The sequence below is a fragment of the Pseudomonas sp. NBRC 111123 genome (assembly GCF_001320205.1).
GTDB lineage: Bacteria > Pseudomonadota > Gammaproteobacteria > Pseudomonadales > Pseudomonadaceae > Aquipseudomonas > Aquipseudomonas putida_J.
In genome coordinates this window covers 1-20,884 of sequence record NZ_BCAZ01000030.1, presented here as the reverse complement: position 1 = coordinate 20,884, position 20,884 = coordinate 1, and the positions used below count along the sequence as shown (strand labels likewise).

The window sequence follows — 20,884 nt, the reverse complement described above, 5'->3', positions numbered from 1 at the left end:
GGCATTTGGCCAGTGTTAATCACTGGCTGAGTTGAAACATGGCGACAAAAAACAGCGGGTAAATGCGCTGCAGGCGTTGAAATAACTGCCCTGTGGCCTTTTGTCGTGATAAAGCGATTGTCTGCCGAAAATGTTTGCCTGTGCTGGCCTCTTCGCGGGTAAACCCGCTCCCACGGTTACTGCACAAGGCTGGAGAGGCAGTCCATCGTGTGGGAGCGGGTGTACCCGCGAAGAGGCCGCCACAGGCACCACTCATTCCTCCAGTTTTGGTCCAGGCCCAACTTCAGGTATGATATCGCCCCTTTTTGAATCCCCCAGTCAGGCGATTTCCCATGACCAACCAGGCCGCCGAAGTCGCGAAGCGCCGCACTTTCGCAATCATTTCCCACCCCGACGCCGGTAAGACCACCATCACCGAGAAGCTCCTGCTGATGGGCAAGGCCATTGCCGTCGCCGGTACCGTGAAGTCGCGCAAGTCCGACCGCCACGCCACCTCCGACTGGATGGAAATGGAGAAGCAGCGCGGCATCTCCATCACCACCTCGGTGATGCAGTTCCCGTACCGCGAGCACATGATCAACCTGCTCGACACCCCCGGCCACGAAGACTTCTCGGAAGACACCTACCGCACCCTGACCGCGGTGGACTCGGCGCTGATGGTGCTCGACGGCGGTAAAGGTGTAGAGCCACGGACCATCGCCCTGATGGACGTGTGCCGCCTGCGCGACACGCCGATCGTCAGCTTCATCAACAAACTCGACCGTGACATCCGCGACCCTATCGAACTGCTCGACGAGATCGAAGCGGTGCTGAAGATCAAGGCCGCGCCGATCACTTGGCCAATCGGTTGCTACCGCGACTTCAAGGGTGTGTATCACCTGACCGGCGACTACATCATCGTCTACACCCCGGGCCACGGCCACGAGCGCACCGAAGCCAAGATCATCCAGAAGCTGGACTCCGATGAGGCCCGCGCGCACCTCGGCGACCAGTACGACTCGTTCGTCGAGCAGCTGGAGCTGGTGCAGGGCGCTTGCCACGAGTTCGATCAGGACGAGTTCATCAATGGCCAGCTGACCCCAGTGTTCTTCGGTACCGCGCTGGGCAATTTTGGTGTCGATCACGTGCTCGATGCTGTCGTCGACTGGGCACCTCGCCCGCTGAGCCGCGTGGCCCACGAGCGGACCGTCGAGCCTGTGGAAGAGAAGTTCAGCGGTTTCGTGTTCAAGATCCAGGCGAACATGGACCCTAAACACCGTGACCGCATCGCCTTCATGCGTATCTGCTCGGGCAAGTACGAGAAGGGCATGAAGATGCGCCACGTACGCCTGAACAAGGACCTGCGCATCGGCGATGCGCTGACCTTCTTCTCCTCCGAGCGCGAGCAGCTGGAAGAGGCCTATGCCGGCGACATCATCGGTCTGCACAACCACGGCACCATCCAGATCGGCGACACCTTCACCGAAGGCGAGGCGCTGGGCTTCACCGGTATCCCGCACTTCGCTCCGGAGCTGTTCCGCCGCGTGCGCCTCAAGGACCCGCTGAAGTCCAAGCAGCTGCGTCAGGGCCTGCAGCAGCTGGCCGAAGAAGGCGCGACCCAGGTGTTCTTCCCGGAGCGCAGCAACGACATCATCCTCGGTGCGGTCGGTGTGCTGCAGTTCGACGTGGTCGCCAGCCGCCTGAAGGAAGAGTACAAGGTGGAGTGCGCCTACGAGCCGATCACCGTGTGGTCGGCCCGCTGGATCGCTTGCGACGACAAGAAGAAGCTCGAGGAATTCCAGAACAAGGCCATGGAAAACCTTGCCATCGACGGTGGCGGTCACCTGACCTACCTGGCGCCGACCCGGGTCAACCTGGCGCTGATGGAAGAGCGCTGGCCGGACATCAAGTTCCGCGCCACCCGCGAGCATCACTGATTCGGAAAGCTTGCATCTGACCCCTGTGGGAGCGGGTTTACCCGCGAATGCGATGTTGAATTCACCGACGCATTCGCGGGTGAACCCGCTCCCACAGTGACCGCGTTACGGCGGCACTCAGTTTCCTGCCTTGATACTGGTCCAGATCCGCGTACGAATGCGGTCGATCTTGGCCGGCATCGCCTCCAGCGCATACAACTTGCCCATCACCTCGTCACTGGGGTAGATCATCGTATTGCCCTTCATCGCAGGGTCCACCAGTGCGTCCGCCTTGAGGTTGCCGTTGGCGTACTGCACATGGTTGCTGATGTTGGCCATCACCTCCGGCTGCAGCAGGTAGTTCATGTAGGCATACCCGGCCTTTTCGTCCGGCGCATCGGCTGGCATGGCTACCATGTCGAACCACATCGGCGCGCCTTCCTTGGGGATCGAATACCCCACCTTCACCCCATTCTTCGCTTCATCGGCACGGTTCTTCGCCTGCAAGACGTCACCCGAGAAGCCGACCACCACGCAGATATCGCCATTGGCCAGGTCTCCTGTGTACTTGGACGAATGGAAGTAGCTGATATATGGCCGCACCTTCATCAACAAGTCCTTGGCCTTTTCGTAGTCCTTCGGGTCTTGGCTGTGGTGCGGCAGGCCCAGGTAGTGCAGTGCAATCGGCAGCAGTTCGGGGCCGTTGTCCAGCACCGCCACGCCGCAGCTCTTGAGCTTGCTCATGTATTCGGGCTTGAAGATCAGGTCCCAGGAGTCCACCGGCGCATTGTCGCCGAGCACTGCCTTGACCTTGTCGATGTTGTAGCCGATGCCGGTGCTGCCCCACAGGTACGGGAAGCCGTACTGGTTGCCGGGGTCGTTGACCTCCAGCGCTTTCATCAGCACTGGGTTGAGGTTGTGCCAGTTGGGCAGCTGTGACTTGTCCAGCGGCTTCAGGGCTTTGCCCTGGATCTGCCGGGCCATGAAGTGGTTGGACGGGAACACCACGTCGTAGCCGGAGTTGCCGGTCATCAGCTTGCCGTCGAGGGTCTCGTTGCTGTCGTACACGTCATAGGTCGGCACGATGCCGCTGGCCTGCTGGAAGTTCTTCAGCGTGTCGGGCGCGACGTAGCTGGACCAGTTGTAGATCTTCACCGTTTCGGCGGCGCTGGCGAAGCTTGCGGCCAGCATCAGGGGAGCGAGAAGGCGCGTGCGCATGTCGGGTTTACCTTGCGTTGTCTGTTGTTATCGAAGGCAGGCGATCAGCGGATCAGAAGATCAGAACGTAGGTCTTGCGCACGGTCTCCTGGATGTCCCAGGTGCCGGTGCTGTTGGCCGGTAGCATCAGTGCGTCTCCGGCTTCTATGACCAGGGTCTCGCCACCGTCGGGGGTGAAGGTGCAGCGGCCCTTGATGAAATGGCAGAACTCCTGCTGCACGATCTGCCGCCGCCAGCGCCCGGGGGTGCACTCCCAGATGCCGGTTTCGACGCCATCGCTGCGCTCCACGCAGGTGACCGAAGTGACTGCCACGGGTTCGCCAAGTGGCACCGCGACCGGGTTGCAGCTGTCGAGCACGGCGGTGCCTGTGTGTTTGAACTGGGTGATGCTCATGACCGGTGGATCCTGTGTCGGTGAAAGGGAAGTCAGTGCATGAAGCCTTCCATGAAGTCCGCAAGGGAGCTGGCCAGGCGCCGCCTCCAAGGCGCGCTGGCGGGGTTGGCGAGGGTCCGGTCCTCGTGGACGAAGCTCTTGATGATCGCGTTGTAGCCGAGCCAGCGGCACGGCTCGGGCGGCCAGCTGGCCAGGCTTGAAACCGGGCGGTTGTCCAGTACCCAAGGTTGCGCGGTCAGTTCGTTGTGCTGGTTGAGGATCAGCGCCGCCAGGGTTCGGCCACCCAGGTTGGTTGCGCCGACACCTTCGCCGCCGTAGCCGCCGGCCAGGGCGATGCCACGCTGGCGGTCGCACAGCATGTGCGGGCGGAAGCGCCGCGCCATGCCCAGGTTGCCGCCCCAGGAATGCGTGATGCGCACGTGCTTGAGCTGCGGGAACAGTTCGCTGAACAGGTAGCGACGCAGCTCGATTTCGTGCTCGTCGAGGTTGAAGTTTTCGCGCAGGCGCCCGCCGAAGCGGTAGCCACCTCGGGCGCCGAAAACCAGGCGGTTGTCGGCGGTGCGCTGGCCATAGGTGACCTGACGGCTGCTTTCGCTGAAGGCCTGGCCTTGGGTGAGGCCGATCTGCTCCCAGGTGGATTCGGGTAATGGTTCGGTGGCCACCAGCAGGCTCTGCACCGGCAGCTGGTGCTTGCCCAGCGGCGGCAGGCTGGCGGCGTACCCTTCAACTGCAGGTACCGTCCACTGGCAGCGGATGCGCGCCAGGGGCGAACGGACTTCGCCGGGTTGCCAGTCGATGGCCGGGGTGTTCTCGTAGATCGTCACCCCCAGCGCTTCCACCGCTCGGGCCAGGCCGCGAGCCAGCTTGGCCGGGTGGATGGTCGCGGTGTGCGGGCTGTAGATGGCGCCGTAGGCATTGCTGACCCGCAGTTGCGCGTCCAGCTGCTCTGGGCGCAGCCAGCGGTAATCGTCTTCGGTCATGCCTTGGCGGTACAGGTCATCGAGGTAGGCACGCAGGCTGCGTTCCTGCTCCGGGTAGCGTGCGGCGCAATACAGCACGCCGCCTTTGCGGTAGTCGCAGTCGATACCTTCGCGTTGCAGCACGCTGTGCACTTCATCGGGGATGCCGTGCAGCAGGTCGATGCTGGCGCGGCGCTGCTGCGGCGACAGGGTGGCGAGCAGGCGGTCTTCGCCGAGCAGGTTGCCCATCAGCCAGCCGCCATTGCGCCCCGAGGCGCCGAAGCCGGCGATGTTGGCCTCGACCACCGCGATGTTCAGTTGCGGCGCCTGGCGCTTGAGGTAGTAGGCGGTCCACAGGCCGGTGTAGCCGGCGCCGATGATGCACACGTCGACTTCCAGGTCCTGGCGCAGGGCTGGGCGCGCGCACAGTGGCTCGTCGAGCTGGTCCATCCACAGGCTGAGCGTGCGCAGGGGTTGCATCGGGTTTTGCTCCACATCCGTCAAGGTCTGTGGGCGATGCTAGTGGTGTCGGCCAGTGCCTGTCTTACGTGCGTGCACGCAGGGAAATTTGCTTCAGATAGGCCTTGGGGGTGAGGCCGGTGTGCTCGCGGAAACACTTGTAGAACGCCGAGAGCGAGTTGAAACCGGCGTTGAACGCCAGGTCGTCGATCGGCGCCTCGACGCTGGCGTCGTCGAGGCTGGCCATCAGGTGCTGCAGGCGCGCCTGGTTGACGTAGCGATAGAAGCTTTGCCCAAGCACCTGGTTGAGCAGGTAGGAGATCTGGTTACGGCTGTAGCCGCTGGCATCGGCCACCTGCTGCAGGTCCAGCTCCGGGTCGAGATAGGGGCGCTGGCGCTGGAAATAATGCTCCAGGTCCTGGGCCATGGTCGACAGTTGCCGTGGCGACAGGCCCAGGCGGCTGGTGGCCGGGCGCGGGCCACTGCTGGCCTGGCCCCGGCCGTTCTGCCGCACCAGGGTGGCGTATTCGTTGACTTGCCAGATCAGGCCGTCCTTGACGGTGATCGCTTCACTGGACTGGAACGCTACCAGGCCGTCGCCGCCTTGCACCGTGACCTGGTACTGAATGAAGGCGGTGCAACCGTCGACGCGGATGCGGTCGCTATGAACGATGTCTTCGCCAGCTTCATGGGGCAGGCAGGCGCGCACGTAGTCGCGCAGCTCGGCGTAGCCGAGTACGCGGTTCTGGAAGAAGTCGTGATACTGGATATCGGGGTGGTACAGCGCGATCACGCCGTCGAGGTCGCGGTGCTTCCAGCACAGGTGGTAGCGCAGCACCGTATCGGCAGTGATGGGCGTCTGGTTAGGGCCATCGTCGAGAGTCATCGGCAGATCATGCCTGGCCTGTCTAAAGCTCACAATATTGCAGAACACCTGATGCCAGGCGCCCACTCGCGCAATTTGCACGGTGGATAAGTTGAAGAGATTTCTAACTTATTGATTTTTCTGAATGTAATTTTTTGAAACGGCTGGCACAGGGCCTGCAATGTTTACTGCGCGAATGGAATTCTCGCTAACAACACACATAGGCGACCCTATCATGATCCCCTCTGCCGACTACCCCGTAATCGATACTCAAAGCCGCTCAGGTGTTTCCTGGGCGGCCATTTTCGCTGGTGCGGCTGCAGCTGCTGCCTTGTCCGTGATCCTGGTGGTATTAGGCGCGGGCTTGGGTTTTGCCGCCACCTCACCTTGGGCTAACGAGGGCGCGAGTGCCAAAGCCCTCGGCGTCTCGACGATTATCTGGTTGCTTCTGACCCAGATCATCGCCTCTGGCCTGGGTGGCTACCTCGCCGGCCGGTTGCGTGTGAAGTGGGCCAACCTGCATGGCGATGAGGTGTACTTCCGCGATACGGCCCATGGCTTCCTGTCGTGGGCCGTGTCGACGCTGGTGGCGGCCATGCTGGTGCTGGGCACGGCCGGTAACCTGGTCGGTGCCGGGGCCAGTGCGGCCACACAAACGGTGGGCATGACCGTCGCCGCAGGCGGCGCAGCCGCTGCCAATGCTGATAAGAATTCGATGGGATATTTCGTCGACAGCCTGTTCCGTGGTGACGGCCCGGCGCCAGTGAGCGATGACGCTGCCAATGGTGTAGCCGCCCGTATCCTGGCCAAAGGCCTGGCCGGCGACGGTACCCTTGCGCCTGAAGACCGTACCTACCTCGCACAACTGGTGGCGCAACGTACCCGCCTGACCCAGGCGGAAGCCGAAGCTCGGGTGGATCAAGTCATCGCTCAGGTGCAACAGCTCAAGCTGCAGGCCAAGCAAGCCGCTGATACCGCTGCCAAGGTTGCGGCCTGGACGGCGCTGTGGACCTTCGTCGCGCTGCTGTGTGGCGCCTTCTTCGCCAGCCTGGCGGCGCTCTATGGCGGTCGTCGCCGTGATCACGTGCAGTGGGTGGAAGGCGAATACGTCGCTCATCGCACTGTTCAACGATAAGCAAGGAGAACTGACATGCGCTCAATACTGCTGTGGATGCTTGGGGTTCCGATTCCTGTGATCATCCTGATCGCGATATTCATGCATTGACTGACTGGGCCGCGTTGCGGCCCTTCGCGGGCAAGCCCGCTCTCACAGGGATAATCGCACTTTCCCTGCGGGAGCGGGCTTGCCCGCGAAGATGCTCACACAGACCTAGAGGAACTGCTCGGCATAATGGCAGGCCACCTGCCGGGTGCTCACCTGCCGCAACGCCGGCACTTCCTTGGCACAGCGCTCGGTCGCATACGGGCAACGCTTGTGGAATGCGCAACCATCCGGTGGATTCAGCGGGTTGGGCAGCTCCCCTGCAATGCGAATCTTCGGCTTCAGCGGGTCTGGGTGGATCGCCGGTGTCGCCGACAGCAGCGCCTGGGTGTACGGGTGCAACGGCTTCTCGTAGATATCCTCCTTAGGCCCCATTTCAGCCGGCCGCCCCAGGTACATCACCAGTACCTGATCGGCCACATGCCGCACCACGGCCAGGTTGTGCGAGATGAACACGTAGGCAGTGTTGAACTCCTTCTGCAAGTCCATGAACAGGTTCAGCACCTGCGCCTGGATCGACACGTCCAGCGCCGAAGTCGGCTCATCGGCCACCAGTACCTTCGGTTGCAGCATCATCGCCCGAGCCAGGGCAATGCGCTGGCGCTGACCGCCAGAGAACATGTGCGGGTAGCGCTGGTAATGCTCGGGGCGCAAGCCGACCTGCTCCATCATCTTCTGCACTTTCTCGCGCCGCTCAGCCTTGCTCAGCGAGGTGTTGATCAGCAGCGGTTCGGCCAGTTGATCACCGATCTTCTGCCGTGGGTTCAGCGAGGCGTAGGGGCTCTGGAACACCATCTGCACATCGCGACGCAGTTGCTTGCGCTCGGACTTGCTGGCGCCCTTCACCTCGGTGCCATCGATCTGCAGCGAGCCGGAGGAGGGTTCTTCGATCAGTGTCAGGGCGCGGGCCAGGGTCGACTTGCCACAGCCGGACTCACCGACCACCGCCAGGGTCTTGCCGGCCTCCAGTTCGAACGACACGCCATTGAGCGCGCGCACCAGGGCGTGGCCCTTGAACAGCCCGCGGGAGACTTCGTAATGCCGGGTCAGCTCCCGGGCAGTGAGAACGACGGCCATCACGCCACCTCCTGGTTCAGCGGATAGAAGCAGCGCACCAGGCTGTGTGCCTGCGGGTCGAGGGGCGGGCGCTGGTGCCGGCAGTTGTCCTGAACGTACGGGCAGCGCGGCGACAGCAGGCAGCCGGCCGGGCGGTCGTAGCGGCCAGGGACGATGCCGGGCAGGGTAGCCAGGCGCTCAGCGCCGATGCTGTGTTCCGGGATCGCCGCCAGCAGCGCCTCGCTGTAGGGGTGCGCCGGCACGTCGAACAGCTCCGGTACCTGGCCTACTTCCACGGCCTGGCCGGCGTACATCACGCACACGCGCCTGGCGGTTTCGGCAACCACGGCCAGGTCATGGGTGATCAGGATGAGCGCCATGTTGCGCTCCTTCTGCAGGTTGACCAGCAGCTCCATGATCTGTGCCTGGATGGTCACGTCCAACGCGGTGGTCGGTTCGTCGGCGATCAGCAGCTTGGGTTCGCCAGCGATGGCCATGGCGATCGCCACGCGCTGGCTCATGCCGCCGGACAGCTGGTGCGGATAGGCGTCCAGGCGGCTTTCCGCAGCCGGGATTTCGACTTTTTTCAGCAGCGCCAGGGCACGCTGGCGTGCAGCCTTGCCCTTCAGGCCCAGGTGCTGACGCAGCACTTCCTCGATCTGGTAGCCCACGGTGTAGCTGGGGTTGAGCGCGGTCATCGGGTCCTGGAAGACCATGGCGATGTCCTTGCCCACCACCTTGCGCCGTTGTCGGCCGCTGAGCTTGAGCATGTCGGTGCCGTCGAAGGTGAGCGCGTCGGCGGTGATCCGACCGGGGGCGTCGATCAGGCCCATCAGGGCCATCATGGTCACGGATTTGCCCGAACCGGATTCGCCGACGATGGCCAGGATCTCACCGGCATCTACCGCGAGGTCCAGGCCGTCGACCACGGGGACTGCATTGGCGTCGCCGAAGCGCACGTTCAGGTTGTTGATCTGCAACAGTGACATGGCGTTCTCCTCAGGCGGCGTTCTTGAGTTTCGGGTCCAGCGCATCGCGCAGGCCGTCGCCCATCAGGTTGATTGCCAGCACACTGAGCAAAATGGTCAGGCCGGGCAGGCTCACCACCCACCAGGCACGCTCGATGTAGTCACGGGCCGAGGCCAGCATGGTGCCCCACTCGGGGGTTGGTGGTTGCACGCCGAGGCCGAGGAAGCCCAGGGCGGCGGCGTCGAGAATCGCCGAGGAGAAGCTCAAGGTTGCCTGCACGATCAGCGGCGCCATGCAGTTGGGCAACACGGTGACGAACATCAGCCGTGGCAGCCCGGCACCGGCCAGGCGTGCGGCGGTGACGTAGTCGCGGTTGAGCTCGCCCATCACCGCGGCGCGGGTCAGGCGCACGTAAGACGGCAAGGAGACGATGGCGATGGCGATCACCGTGTTGATCAGGCCTGGGCCGAGAATGGCGACGATGGCCACGGCCAGCAGCAGTGACGGCAGGGCCAGCATCACGTCCATCAGGCGCATGATCGAGGGGCCGAGCACCTGCGGGAAGAAGCCGGCCAGCAGGCCCAGCAGGACCCCCGGGATCAGCGACATCACCACCGACGACAGGCCGATCAGCAGCGACAGCCGCGCGCCCTGGATCAAGCGCGACAGCAGGTCGCGGCCAAGTTCGTCGGTGCCGAGGATGAACTGCCAGTTGCCGCCTTCGAGCCACACCGGCGGGGTCAGCAGGAAGTCGCGGTATTGCTCGCTCGGGTCATGCGGGGCGACCCACGGCGCGAACAACGCGCAGAATACCACCAGGCACATGAAGGCCAGGCCCATTACCGCGCCCTTGTTGCGCGAGAAGGCGTGCCAGAATTCTTTGTACGGTGATGGGTAGAGCAGGCTCTGGTCCACCGGGTTGGCCGGTGTGACGGATTTCGGAATCGGGCTAGTCATGGCGAAGGCCTCAGCGCTGATGACGGATGCGTGGGTTGGCCAGGCCGTAGAGGATATCCACGACGAAGTTGACCAGGATCACCAGGCAGGCGATCAACAGGATGCCGTTCTGGACCACGGGGTAGTCACGGGCGCCGATGGCTTCGATCAGCCATTTGCCGATGCCCGGCCAGGAGAAGATGGTTTCGGTCAGCACGGCGCCGGCCAGCAGTGTGCCGACCTGCAGGCCGAACACCGTCAGCACCGGGATCAGCGCGTTGCGCAGGCCGTGCACGAACACCACGCGGGCTGGTGACAGGCCTTTGGCGCGGGCGGTGCGGATGTAGTCCTCGCGCAGCACTTCGAGCATCGACGAACGGGTCATGCGGGCGATCACCGCCAGCGGGATGGTACCGAGCACGATGGCCGGCAGGATCAGGTGCATCACCGCGTCCTTGAACGCGCCTTCCTCGTCGCTGAGCAGGGTGTCGATGAGCATGAAACCGGTTTTCGGCTCGATGTCATAAAGCAGGTCGATGCGCCCGGACACCGGGGTCCAGCCCAGGCTGACCGAGAAGAACATGATCAGGATCAGGCCCCACCAGAAGATCGGCATGGAATAGCCGGCCAGGGATATCCCCATCACCCCGTGGTCGAACAGCGAACCGCGCTTGAGCGCGGCGATCACCCCGGCCAGCAGGCCGACGACGCCAGCGAACAGCAAGGCGGCGAGGGCCAGCTCCAGGGTGGCGGGGAACAGGGTGAGGAACTCGGTCCACACGCTCTCGCGGGTGCGCAGCGATTCACCGAGGTCACCGTGGGCCAGCTTGCCGACGTAGTCCAGGTACTGGACTGGCAGTGGCTTGTTCAGGCCCAGGCGCTCCATGGCCTGGGCGTGCATCTCGGGGTCGACCCTGCGCTCACCCATCATCACTTCCACCGGGTCGCCGGGGATCAGGCGTATGAGCGCGAAGGTCAGCAAGGTGATACCGAAGAAGGTCGGTATCAGCAGGCCCAGGCGCCGGGCAATAAAACTCAACATTGTCGGGGTTACCTCATCAGCCGGTCAGGGCAGTGCCGCCGGTGCCCGTGTGGGGTCCCGGCGATCGTTGTTGTTCTACTTCACCTTGGTGGTGGCGAAGTTGTTGTTGGTCAGAGGGTTGATCACGTAGCCCTCCACGTTGTCACGCATGGCAGTGAACATCTTCGGATGGGCCATGCTGATCCAGGGTTGATCGTCATCGTACACCTTCAAAGCCTCGGCATAGAGCCTGGCGCGTTCGTCGTTGTCGATCACTTCGCGGGCGCGGGTGATCAGCTCCTGGAAGTTAGGGTTGCACCAGCGTGCATAGTTCTCGCCGGTTTTTGCGGCATCGCAACTGAGCAGCGGGCTGAGGAAGTTGTCTGGGTCGCCGTTGTCGCCGGCCCAGCCGGTGGACACCAGGTCGGCCTCGCCGTTCTTGGCGCGGCGCAGCATTTCGGCCCACTCCATCACGCGGATATCCAGCTTCAGGCCGATCTGCTTGAGGTCGGACTGGAGCATTTCGGCGGACAGGCGTGGATTGGGGTTGGTCGCGCCGCCGCCGTTGCGGGTGAACAGGGTGATCACCGTACCTTCGGGTACGCCGGCTTCCTTGAGCAGTTCCCGGGCCTTGGCCAGGTCGCGGGGTGGGTTTCTGTTCTCGGTGTTGTAGCCGATCATGGTCGGCGGGTAGGGGTTCACGCCCACCAGCGCGTTGCCTTTGCCGAACAGCTGGTCGACGTGGGTCTGGCGGTCGAAGGCCATGTTGATGGCTTTGCGCACGCGAACGTCGCTCAGGTACTTGTGCTGGGTGTTCATCGCGATGTAGCCGGTCACCAGCGCTTCGATTTCGTCGACCTTGAGCGTCGGATCTTTTTTGATCAGCGGGACGTCATCGGGTTTGGGGTACAGCGCCACCTGGCATTCGTTGGCGCGCAGTTTCTGCAGGCGCACGTTGCTGTCGGTGGCGATGGCGAACACCAGCGTGTCGGCGGGTGGCTTGCCGCGGAAGTAGTCCGGGTTGGCCTTGAAGCGGACCTGGGCATCCTTGTTGTAGCGCTGGAAGATGAAGGCGCCGGTACCGATCGGCTTGCTGTTGAGATCACCGGTCTTGCCGGCCTTGAGCAGCTGGTCACCGTATTCGGCGGAGTAGATCGAGGTGAAGCCCATGGCCATGTCCCGAAGGAAAGGGGCTTCCGGGCGGGTGAGGGTTATGACCACGGTGTGGTCATCGGTTTTCTCCACCGACTTGAGCAAGTCCTTGAAGGCCATGCTTTCGAAGTACGGGTAACCCACGCTGGTCTTGTCGTGCCACGGGTGGTTCGGGTCGAGCTGGCGATTGAGGCTCCACAGCACATCGTCGGCGTTGAAGTCGCGGGTCGGCGTGAAGTAGTCGGTGGTGTGGAACTTCACGCCTTGGCGCAGGTGGAAGGTGTAGGTCAGTCCATCAGGCGAAATCTCCCAACGTTCGGCCAGGGCCGGCTGGATGTCGGTGGTGCCGGGCTTGAAGTCGACCAGGCGGTTGAACACCGTTTCGGCCGAGGCGTCGAAGGTAACCGCGGTCGTGTACTGGACCACGTCGAAGCCTTCCGGGCTGGCTTCGGTGCACACCACCAGCGGCTTGGCCGCAAGGTTGCCGGCGGCGCCCAGGATGACCGCTGCCAGGGCAGCGCGGAGCGGTAGCGATGTCATGGAAACTCCCTGCTTGCATTGATTCCAGCGTAGCCGCCACGGCCCGGGTTGAAGCGGGCCGTGGCGCCAGCGGTCAGAGAATGTTGAATGGAATGGTGGTGACCACGCGCAACTCGTCCAGGCTGCCATCGGCCTGGGCCTTGCTGGCGCGGTGCGCGGTGTAGGTGGCGCGGATGCTGGTGTCTTTCAGCGGCCCGCTCTGCACGGCATAGCTGGTGCCGATGCCCCACTCGTAGTGGGTCTCGCCGTCCATGCCGTTGACGTCATAGGCGGTGCCACGGTAGTGGGTACCGTCGATGCCCCAGCCGCGGGCGTTGTACAGGTTGAACTTGAGGCCCGGCACGCCGTACGGCGCCATGTTCAGCACGTAGGAAATCTGCAGGGATTTCTCGTTGGGACCGTTGAAGTCCGAAAGCAGCGAGTTGGCCAGGTAGATGCCGTTGGTTTCGTGCAGGTAGTCGAAGTATTCGTTGCCGTTGACCTGCTGCCACGACGCGGTGAGGGTGTGCGCCTGATGAGTCAGGCCCAGCGACAGGCTGTAGGTGTCGTTGTCGATCTCACCCATCTTCTTGCTGCCGGTGTCCACGGTCTTGTAGTAATTCAGGCCGGTGGTCAGGGCGAGCACGGCGTTGTCGCCGAGCACGTGGTTGGCGCCGAAGTAGTACTGGTTCCAGAAGTCGTCGACCTTGGTGGCGTACAGGCTGGTGGTCAGGCTCTTGAACGGCTGGTAATTGACCCCGGCGGTGCTGGCGCGGTCGGTCTCGACGCCAGTGGCGCTGTATTCGCTGCGGAACTTGCTCAGGCTCTGTTCGGTACGTGGCGAAACGCGGTCGAAGGTGCCCAGGTCGATCGACAGGTTGTCGAACTCGGCACTGTGCAGGAAGGCGCCCTGGAAGCTCGATGGCAACGCACGGTTGCCAATGTAGGCGATCATCGGGGTGTCCACCGACTGGCGGCCGACGGTGAGGGTGGTGTTGGACATGCGCGCTTTGACGTTACCCAGGCCCAACTTGCTCCACTGGCCGACCGGGTCGCCGTCGCTATGGGTCAGCGTCCGGTTGTTCGGCCCGGCGATCGCGGCACGGCCCTGCTCCAGGGCGATGGCGTTGTAGCCGGCGGCCTCGACGGCAAAGCCGACAGTGCCTTGGGTAAAGCCTGAGCTGTAGTTGAGGATGCTGCCTTGCACCCAGTTGTCGCGGCTGTGGGTGTCGTGGCGGCTGCCATCGCTCTTGTAGTACTTCCACAGTGGCGCGCGCGTGGCGCGTTCGCGGGCGTACCAGTTGCGGGTGCTGCCGGACAGGCTCTGGCCGTCGATGAAGCCCTTGGCTTCGTCCTGTTCACTGCTGGATTTCAGGCTGAACGGGACGTAGTCCTGGCTCTGGGTATCGGCCTGGGCCTCGGCGCAAAAGGTGCCGATGGATAAGGCCAAAGCGGTCAAGGTGAATAGTCTCAAGGTTAAAGCTCCCTTTCTGTTCTTTTAGTTATCACCTGGCCTTGTGGGCCGGGTTGCTTGCTGCGGTGTTGCCAGGGTTGCCCGGGGTCGCCGGGCAAAAATGGGGGGCGTTGTGTTGGCTGTCCGGGCCTCATCGCTGGCAAGCCGGCTCCCGCAGGTACGGCGCAGATGCCGAAACCTCAGGTGATCCTGTGGGCGCTGGCTTGCTGGCGATGAGGCCGGCATTGGCTATCGCTTAATCAACACTCACACCGGAAAAATCATTGCGCCCGAACGGGCTTACCTTGAAGTCGGCCACCTTGATGCTCAGCGGCTGGTTGACCGTGGAGTGCGCCACCGGCGTGATCGGCACCTGTTGCTTCAGGCGCTGCTGGGCCTGCTGGTACAGCGCTGTTCGCTGTTCGCGGTCGGTGACCTGTTTGGCCTGCTTGACCAGGCTGTCGTATTGCGGGTCGCACCACAGCGAGTAGTTGTTGCTGCCGATGGCGTCGCAGTTGTAGAGGGTGCCAAGCCAGTTGTCCGGGTCGCCGTTGTCGCCGGTCCAGCCGATCAGGGCGATGTCGTGCTCGCCGTTTTTCATGCGCTTGAGGTATTCGCCCCATTCGTAGCTGACGATGCGCACTTTGAAGCCGAGTTTGTTCCAGTCGGCCTGGAGCATTTCAGCCATCAGCTTGGCATTGGGGTTGTAGGGGCGCTGCACGGGCATGGCCCACAGGGTGATCTCGGTGCCCGGCTTGACCCCGGCTTGCTGGAGCAGCTGCTTGGCCTTTTCCGGGTCGAATGGGGCGTCCTTGAGGCTGTTGTCATAGGACCACTGGGTCGGCGGCATGGCATTGACCGCCAGCTGGCCGGAGTCCTGATATACCGCCTGGAGGATGGCCTGCTTGTTCACTGCCATGTCCATGGCCTGGCGCACGTCCAGGCGGTCGAACGGTGGGTGCTGGGTGTTGTAGGCGATGTAGCCGAGGTTGAAACCGGGCTGCTGCATGACCTGCAGCTTGCCATCGGCCTTGAGCGCCGGCAGGTCAGCCGGGCGCGGGTGCAAGGTGACCTGGCATTCGTTGCGGCGCAGCTTCTGGATGCGTACCGAGGGGTCGGTGTTGATCGAGAACACCAGGTTGTCGATTTTCACTTCTTCCGGGGCCCAGTAATCCTTGTTGCCCTTGAAGCGGATCTGCGAGTCCTTCTGATACCGCTGGAACACAAACGGCCCGGTGCCGATCGGTTGCTGGTTGATGTCGCTGGGGCGACCGCTGGCCAGCAGTTGCTCGGCGTATTCAGCAGACAGTATCGAGGCAAAGCTCATCGCCAGGTTCTGGATGAATGCGGCATCGACCTTGTTCAGGGTGAACACCACAGTCAGCGGGCCGGACTTCTCGACCTGGGCGATGTTCTTGTCCAGGCCCATGCTGACGAAGTACGGGAATTCGGTGGGGTAGGCCTTTCGGAATGGCTGGTGCTTGTCGAGCATGCGGTTGAACGTGAAGAGCACGTCGTCGGCGTTGAAATCACGGCTCGGCGTGAAGGCCTTGTTGGCGTGGAACTTTACCCCCGGGCGCAAGTGGAAGGTGTAGCGCAGGCCATCGTCGGAGACCTCCCATTTCGTTGCCAGCGCCGGGTGCACCGCCGTGCCGCCGCGTTCGAACTCCACCAGGCGGTTGTAGATCGGCTCGGCGGCGTCGTTGTCGGTGGCGCTGGTGTACTGGGCGGTGTCGAAACCGGCCGGGCTGCCTTCGGAGCAGAACACCAGGTTCTTGGCCTGGAGGGCAGGGGCCTGGCTCAGCAGGCCGAGGGCGAGCAGGGTCGAAAGGGCGGTGACGTGGCGCATGGCGGTTCCTTTTCCGGCTGTTTACGCCGCCTCGCGGTACGAATGGCGGCAACAGTCTGCCGACTCCGTCGCGGGTAGCGTCGGAGTGGGCTCGAGAGGCTTGCTAGTGGTGAGGTGGCACCCGCCGCCGATTGGCGAGTGCCGGGACCTGGCCTACTTGTCTACGCTGACGCCATAGAAGGCGTTCAATGCAAACGGGCTGATCTTGAAGTCCTTCACCTTGGCACTCATCGGCTGGTACACCGTGGAGTGGGCGATCGGGGTGATCGGCACCTGTTCCTTGAGGATGTGCTGGGCCTTCTGGTAGAGCTCGGTGCGCTTGGCCTGGTCGGAGGTGGCCTTGGCCTGCTTGATCAGGTCGTCGTAGGGCTTGTAGCACCACTTGGAGAAGTTGTTGCCATCGATGGCGTCGCAGCCGTAGAGGGTGCCGAGCCAGTTGTCCGGGTCACCGTTGTCGCCGCTCCAGCCGATCAACATGGCGCCCTGTTCGCCGGCTTTGGAACGTTTGATGTACTCGCCCCATTCATAGCTGACGATCTTGGCCTTGATGCCGATCTTGGCCCAGTCGGACTGCAGCATCTCGGCCATCAGCTTGGCGTTGGGGTTGTACGGGCGCTGCACGGGCATGGCCCAGAGGGTGATCTCGGTGCCTTCCTTGATGCCGGCTTCCTTGAGCAGTTGCTTGGCCTTTTCGGGGTCGTACTTGGCATCCTTGATGGTGGTGTCGTAGGACCACTGGGTGGGCGGCATGGCGTTGACCGCCAGCTGGCCGGCGCCCTGGTAGACCGATTCGATGATCTTCTTCTTGTCCACGGCCATGTCCAGCGCTTCGCGGACCTTCAGCTGGGCCATCGGGTTGGGCTCGTTGCTGCCCTTGATCTTGTCCATCACGTTGTAGGCGATGTAGCCGAGGTTGAAGCCGGCCTGCTGCGGCATCTGCAGGTTCTTGTCGGCCTTCAGCGGCTCGATGTCGGCCGGCCGCGGGAACAGGGTGACCTGGCACTCGTTCTTCTTCAGCTTCTGCATGCGCACCGAGGCGTCGGTGGTGATGGCGAAGATCAGGTTGTCGATCTTCACGTCCTCAGGCTTCCAGTAGTCCTTGTTGCCCTTGAAGCGGATCTGCGCGTCTTTCTGGTACTTGCTGAACACGAACGGACCGGTACCGATCGGCTTCTGGTTGATGTCGGCGGCCTTGCCGTCCTTGAGCAACTGGTCGGCGTATTCGGCGGACTGGATGGAGGCGAAGCTCATGGCCAGGTTCTGGATGAATGCGGCGTCCACTTCATTCAGGGTGAACTTCACGGTGTGATCGTCAAGCTTCTCCACCTTGGCGATGTTCTTGTCCATGCCCATGTCGGTGAAGTAGGGGAATTCGGTGGGGTAGGCCTTACGGAAGGGGTGGTTCTTGTCGAGCATGCGGTTGAAGGTGAACAGCACGTCGTCGGCGTCGAATTCGCGGGTCGGCTTGAAGTAGTCGGTGGTGTGGAACTTGACCCCTTCGCGCAGGTGGAAGGTGTAGGCCTTGCCGTCTTCGGCCACGTCCCATTTGGTTGCCAGGCCGGGGATGACCGCGGTGCCCCCGCGCTCGAACTGGGTCAGGCGGTTGAACACGGTCTCGGCCGAGGCGTCGAAGTCGGTTCCGGTGGTGTATTGCCCCGGGTCGAAGCCGGCCGGGCTGCCCTCGGAGCAGAACACCAGGTTGGACGCGGCGTTGGCCAGCGGAGCGCCAGCGAGCAAACCTGCACCTAGCAGGAACGGAATGACTGCGTGTTTGAGCATGGTGGCCTCATTGTTGTCATTTTTGGTTCGAGGTGGCCTCGTGAGCCGACCTGAGGATACTTATGCAGGGGCTATTCCCAATGCAACAGGCATAAGGATAGTTGGCGTCAGAAAAGTAGTACGAGCGTACATGGATGTCGCATTCGTATAACTTTCGGCGAAGTTGAACGTTTGCGCAGGTGAAATGATGGCTTTTTGCTGGATGTTTCGGGGCAGGAGAGTGTGTGGGATGCACCTCTATAGTGCGTAGGAAATATCTGATTTTGGTAAATAGGGCTGCATTGCAGCCCTGTCGCGACACAAGGCCGCTCCTACAAGGGACCGCATATTCCTGTAGGAGCGGCCTTGTGTCGCGAAAGGGGCGAAAAGCGCCCCCAGCGATCTTTAGGGCATCTGCACTTCGATCAGGCCATCAGCATTCATGCTGACTTCACTGGTACCCGCCTCGATATCCGGCGCCGGTGCCGCCTCATCGGCCGCCATGGCTTTCATCGCCATTGGCGCGCTGCGCAGGTAAGGGCGCGGGTACCCGGAGCTGTTCAGGTTCAGGCTGACCACTTTATAGCCCTTGCCCCCCAGCGCCTCGGTGGCCAGTTGCGCACGGGCCTTGAACGCAGTTACCGCATCCTTGAGCAGCTCATCCTCGCTGGCCTTGCGCGTGGCCGGGGCAATGGAGAAGTCCATGCCGCCCATTTTCAGGTCCTGCAGCAGGTCGGCGGTGAGCTGGGACAGGGCGGGGAAGTCGGCACCTTCCAGGCGCAGCTCGGCGCGTTCGCGCCAGCCGGTGATCTTCTGGCCCTTGCTGTCGTACACCGGGTAGCTGTTGCGGCTGCCTTGGCTGATCTTCACGTCCTTGACCTGGCGTGCCTGCTGCACGGCCTTGTTCATGGTTTCGGTGATCTGCTTGGCGAGCTTGCCCGGGTCGGTATTCTGCGCTTCGCTGTAGAGGGTCACGACCATCAGGTCGCGTGCCACTTCCTTGCTGACTTCGGCGCGCAGCGATACCTGGTTGTAGCGCGGCTCGTCGGCCGCCAGTGCCGGCAGGCTGGCAAGCAGGCCGCAGGACAGGATCAGGGCCGCGCCGCGACGTGGGATGTGCATGTATTACTCCTTGGCAATAGTGGGCGTGGGGTCTGGCCATCCATTCCACGCATGGCCCATCAGACCCGAAGCAGTGTAGTGGGTTCAAAAGTGCCACTATGAACGTGTGACAAAGTGTGGCGCTTTGCCGCATCGCTGCAGCGGGGGGCCTGGCTTCGGTATACTCCAGCCGATTTTCCTGGAGCACTCATCGGGAGAGCGCATGCTCGCCGCCGCACAACCGTTGTCCGCAACACGCCAGAACCTCTGGCGCCTGACCGTCATTCGCGTTCTGGTCCTGGCCGCCCAGGCAGGCTCCGTGGGCGTCGCCTATTGGACCGACCTGCTGCCGCTGCCGTGGCTGTCGTTGGCCGCGACCTTGGCTTTGTCGTCGCTACTTTGCGCGTTCACCGCCCTGCGCCTGCGCCTGTCGCTGCCGGTCACCGAGACTGAATATGCCTTGCAGCTGGCTTGCGACCTGCTGATTCACAGCGCCTTGCTGTACTACTCGGGGGGCTCGACCAACCCGTTCGTTTCCTATTACCTGGTGCCGCTGGCAATCGCCGCGGTGACCTTGCCGTGGCTGTATTCGCTGATCCTCTCGGGGATCGCCCTGACCGCCTACAGCTTGTTGCTGGTGCAGTTCTACCCGCTCGAAGGGCTGCCGATGGCACGGGACAAGATGCAGGTCTACGGCATGTGGCTGAGTATCGCCCTGGCCGCTGCAGTGATCACCTTCTTCGCTGCGCGCATGGCCGAAGAGCTTCGCCGCCAAGAGCAGCTGCGCTCCGAGCGCCGCGAAGAAAGCCTGCGTGATGAGCAGCTGCTGGCCGTCGCCACTCAGGCCGCTGGTGCGGCTCACGAACTGGGCACACCCTTGGCGACCATGAGCGTGCTGCTCAACGAAATGCGCCAGGACCACACCGACCCGCTTTTGCAGGAAGACCTGCAGATCCTTCAGGACCAGGTCAAGCTGTGCAAGGAAACCCTGCAGCAACTGGTGCGCGCCGCTGAGGCCAACCGCCGCCTGGCAGTGGTCGAACAGGACGTCACCGCCTGGCTCGACGAGGCGCTGAACCGCTGGCACCTGATGCGCCCGGAGGCCAGCTATCGCTTCCAGCGCCTGCGTGACGGCCAGGTGCCGCGCCTGACGCCGCCACCGGACCTGACCCAGGCGCTGCTGAACCTGCTGAACAATGCAGCCGATGCCTGCCCCGATGACCTGCAGGTGACCCTTGACTGGGACGCCCAGGATATTCTGATCAGTATCCGCGACCATGGCCCTGGGGTGCCGCCGGCCATCGCCGAAGCGATTGGCAAACCCTTCATTACTACCAAAGGCAAAGGCTTCGGCCTGGGCCTGTTCTTGAGCAAAGCCAGCGTGACCCGTGCGGGCGGTTCGGTGAAACTCTATAGTCATGAACAGGGTGGCACCCTGACCGAATTGCGCCTGCCCCATGGCAAGCGAGGAGATGAATGATGAGCGAAGAAAACCAGGTCGAAGGCGAAGAGCTGCCGCACCTGCTGCTGGTGGACGATGACGCCACCTTTACCCGGGTCATGGCCCGAGCCATGAGCCGCCGCGGTTTCCGCGTGAGCACTGCCGGTTCCGCCGAGGAAGGCCTGCTCCTGGCCCAGCAGGACCTGCCGGACTACGCCACGCTCGACCTGAAGATGGAAGGCGACTCGGGCCTGGTGCTGCTGCCCAAGCTGCTGGAGCTGGACCCAGAGATGCGCGTGGTGATCCTGACCGGTTACTCGAGCATCGCGACCGCCGTCGAGGCGGTCAAGCGTGGTGCCTGCAACTACCTGTGCAAGCCGGCTGACGCCGACGACGTGCTGGCGGCGCTGCTCTCGGAGCATGCCGACCTGGACTCCCTGGTGCCGGAAAACCCGATGTCGGTGGACCGCCTGCAGTGGGAACACATCCAGCGTGTGCTGAACGAGCACGAGGGCAATATCTCCGCCACCGCGCGGGCGCTGGGCATGCACCGCCGGACCTTGCAGCGCAAATTGCAGAAGCGCCCCGTTCGCCGCTGACTCAGCGTGGGCTTCTTC

Annotated in this window: 17 protein-coding genes; 4 read left to right on the top strand and 13 right to left on the bottom strand. The window is 63.0% G+C overall.

Going from position 1 to position 20,884, the window contains the following annotated elements; genetic code table 11:
* The first annotated feature begins 332 nt into the window (after positions 1-332).
* Positions 333-1,916, top strand: a complete 1,584-nt coding sequence (locus APH27_RS16070) for a peptide chain release factor 3 (protein ID WP_027920255.1) — start codon at positions 333-335, stop codon at positions 1,914-1,916.
* Between the two features lie 117 nt (positions 1,917-2,033).
* Here the strand turns inward: APH27_RS16070 and APH27_RS16065 are convergent, their stop codons facing one another.
* The 4 genes from APH27_RS16065 to APH27_RS16050 all read right to left on the bottom strand — a co-directional run bounded on the left by APH27_RS16065 (position 2,034) and on the right by APH27_RS16050 (position 5,811).
* Complete coding sequence (locus APH27_RS16065; protein ID WP_027920254.1) at positions 2,034-3,113, bottom strand: polyamine ABC transporter substrate-binding protein; 1,080 nt, start codon at positions 3,111-3,113, stop codon at positions 2,034-2,036.
* Positions 3,114-3,165: 52 nt separating this feature from the next.
* Positions 3,166-3,507 carry a cupin domain-containing protein gene (locus APH27_RS16060; RefSeq protein WP_060485332.1) on the bottom strand — a complete coding sequence of 114 codons (342 nt, stop codon included), beginning with the start codon at positions 3,505-3,507 and terminating at the stop codon, positions 3,166-3,168.
* A gap of 32 nt (positions 3,508-3,539) precedes the next feature.
* Positions 3,540-4,946 (bottom strand): FAD-binding oxidoreductase, encoded by a 1,407-nt coding sequence (locus APH27_RS16055; protein WP_027920253.1) that lies wholly within the window; start codon positions 4,944-4,946, stop codon positions 3,540-3,542.
* Positions 4,947-5,010: 64 nt separating this feature from the next.
* Positions 5,011-5,811 (bottom strand): nuclear transport factor 2 family protein, encoded by an 801-nt coding sequence (locus APH27_RS16050; protein WP_027920252.1) that lies wholly within the window; start codon positions 5,809-5,811, stop codon positions 5,011-5,013.
* A gap of 214 nt (positions 5,812-6,025) precedes the next feature.
* Here APH27_RS16050 and APH27_RS16045 point away from each other — a divergent pair, with 214 nt between their 5' ends.
* A complete protein-coding gene (locus tag APH27_RS16045; protein ID WP_060485331.1) occupies positions 6,026-6,925 on the top strand; it encodes a hypothetical protein in 900 nt (299 codons plus the stop codon).
* A 195-nt stretch (positions 6,926-7,120) separates the two neighbouring features.
* Here the strand turns inward: APH27_RS16045 and APH27_RS16040 are convergent, their stop codons facing one another.
* The 9 genes from APH27_RS16040 to APH27_RS16000 form a co-directional block, all read right to left on the bottom strand.
* On the bottom strand, positions 7,121-8,089 hold the full coding sequence (locus APH27_RS16040; protein ID WP_027920250.1) for a peptide ABC transporter ATP-binding protein: 969 nt from the start codon (positions 8,087-8,089) through the stop codon (positions 7,121-7,123).
* Positions 8,089-9,057: an ABC transporter ATP-binding protein gene (locus tag APH27_RS16035; protein WP_027920249.1), complete on the bottom strand. Its 969-nt coding sequence runs from the start codon at positions 9,055-9,057 to the stop codon at positions 8,089-8,091. Before APH27_RS16035 ends, APH27_RS16040 begins: the two co-directional genes overlap by 1 nt.
* Positions 9,058-9,067: 10 nt before the next feature.
* Positions 9,068-9,994 (bottom strand): ABC transporter permease subunit, encoded by a 927-nt coding sequence (locus APH27_RS16030; protein WP_027920248.1) that lies wholly within the window; start codon positions 9,992-9,994, stop codon positions 9,068-9,070.
* Between the two features lie 10 nt (positions 9,995-10,004).
* The gene (locus APH27_RS16025; protein WP_027920247.1) at positions 10,005-11,015 is read right to left on the bottom strand and encodes an ABC transporter permease subunit; all 1,011 of its coding nucleotides are present in this window, start codon (positions 11,013-11,015) and stop codon (positions 10,005-10,007) included.
* 75 nt (positions 11,016-11,090) lie between these two features.
* Positions 11,091-12,686 (bottom strand): ABC transporter substrate-binding protein, encoded by a 1,596-nt coding sequence (locus APH27_RS16020; RefSeq protein ID WP_060485330.1) that lies wholly within the window; start codon positions 12,684-12,686, stop codon positions 11,091-11,093.
* A gap of 73 nt (positions 12,687-12,759) precedes the next feature.
* Positions 12,760-14,139, bottom strand: coding sequence for an OprD family porin (locus APH27_RS16015; protein WP_060485329.1), 1,380 nt, complete (start codon positions 14,137-14,139; stop codon positions 12,760-12,762).
* Positions 14,140-14,374: 235 nt separating this feature from the next.
* The gene (locus tag APH27_RS16010; RefSeq protein ID WP_060485328.1) at positions 14,375-15,967 is read right to left on the bottom strand and encodes an ABC transporter substrate-binding protein; all 1,593 of its coding nucleotides are present in this window, start codon (positions 15,965-15,967) and stop codon (positions 14,375-14,377) included.
* Between the two features lie 153 nt (positions 15,968-16,120).
* Positions 16,121-17,746: an ABC transporter substrate-binding protein gene (locus APH27_RS16005; protein ID WP_060485327.1), complete on the bottom strand. Its 1,626-nt coding sequence runs from the start codon at positions 17,744-17,746 to the stop codon at positions 16,121-16,123.
* Positions 17,747-18,130: 384 nt separating this feature from the next.
* Complete coding sequence (locus APH27_RS16000; RefSeq protein ID WP_060485326.1) at positions 18,131-18,847, bottom strand: SIMPL domain-containing protein; 717 nt, start codon at positions 18,845-18,847, stop codon at positions 18,131-18,133.
* 202 nt (positions 18,848-19,049) lie between these two features.
* Between APH27_RS16000 and APH27_RS15995 the strand changes: the two genes are divergently transcribed.
* Together APH27_RS15995 and APH27_RS15990 are read left to right on the top strand one after the other, a co-directional pair.
* Entirely contained in the window at positions 19,050-20,306 is a 1,257-nt protein-coding gene (locus APH27_RS15995; RefSeq protein ID WP_027920241.1) for an ATP-binding protein, read from the top strand.
* Entirely contained in the window at positions 20,306-20,866 is a 561-nt protein-coding gene (locus APH27_RS15990; RefSeq protein ID WP_027920240.1) for a response regulator transcription factor, read from the top strand. The genes APH27_RS15995 and APH27_RS15990 overlap by 1 nt, the downstream gene beginning before the upstream one ends.
* Positions 20,867-20,884: the final 18 nt, after the last annotated feature.

Excerpts from the sequence above, each read along its gene's own strand:
- APH27_RS16000 (WP_060485326.1), bottom strand. The coding sequence starts at position 18,847 with ATGCACATCCCACGTCGCGGCGCGGCCCTGATCCTGTCCTGCGGCCTG.
- APH27_RS16025 (WP_027920247.1), bottom strand. The coding sequence starts at position 11,015 with ATGTTGAGTTTTATTGCCCGGCGCCTGGGCCTGCTGATACCGACCTTC.
- APH27_RS16065 (WP_027920254.1), bottom strand. The coding sequence starts at position 3,113 with ATGCGCACGCGCCTTCTCGCTCCCCTGATGCTGGCCGCAAGCTTCGCC.
- APH27_RS16010 (WP_060485328.1), bottom strand. The coding sequence starts at position 15,967 with ATGCGCCACGTCACCGCCCTTTCGACCCTGCTCGCCCTCGGCCTGCTG.
- APH27_RS16045 (WP_060485331.1), top strand. The coding sequence starts at position 6,026 with ATGATCCCCTCTGCCGACTACCCCGTAATCGATACTCAAAGCCGCTCA.
- APH27_RS16050 (WP_027920252.1), bottom strand. The coding sequence starts at position 5,811 with ATGACTCTCGACGATGGCCCTAACCAGACGCCCATCACTGCCGATACG.
- APH27_RS16035 (WP_027920249.1), bottom strand. The coding sequence starts at position 9,057 with ATGTCACTGTTGCAGATCAACAACCTGAACGTGCGCTTCGGCGACGCC.
- APH27_RS16055 (WP_027920253.1), bottom strand. The coding sequence starts at position 4,946 with ATGCAACCCCTGCGCACGCTCAGCCTGTGGATGGACCAGCTCGACGAG.
- APH27_RS15990 (WP_027920240.1), top strand. The coding sequence starts at position 20,306 with ATGAGCGAAGAAAACCAGGTCGAAGGCGAAGAGCTGCCGCACCTGCTG.
- APH27_RS16040 (WP_027920250.1), bottom strand. The coding sequence starts at position 8,089 with ATGGCCGTCGTTCTCACTGCCCGGGAGCTGACCCGGCATTACGAAGTC.
- APH27_RS15995 (WP_027920241.1), top strand. The coding sequence starts at position 19,050 with ATGCTCGCCGCCGCACAACCGTTGTCCGCAACACGCCAGAACCTCTGG.
- APH27_RS16005 (WP_060485327.1), bottom strand. The coding sequence starts at position 17,746 with ATGCTCAAACACGCAGTCATTCCGTTCCTGCTAGGTGCAGGTTTGCTC.
- APH27_RS16070 (WP_027920255.1), top strand. The coding sequence starts at position 333 with ATGACCAACCAGGCCGCCGAAGTCGCGAAGCGCCGCACTTTCGCAATC.
- APH27_RS16030 (WP_027920248.1), bottom strand. The coding sequence starts at position 9,994 with ATGACTAGCCCGATTCCGAAATCCGTCACACCGGCCAACCCGGTGGAC.
- APH27_RS16060 (WP_060485332.1), bottom strand. The coding sequence starts at position 3,507 with ATGAGCATCACCCAGTTCAAACACACAGGCACCGCCGTGCTCGACAGC.
- APH27_RS16020 (WP_060485330.1), bottom strand. The coding sequence starts at position 12,686 with ATGACATCGCTACCGCTCCGCGCTGCCCTGGCAGCGGTCATCCTGGGC.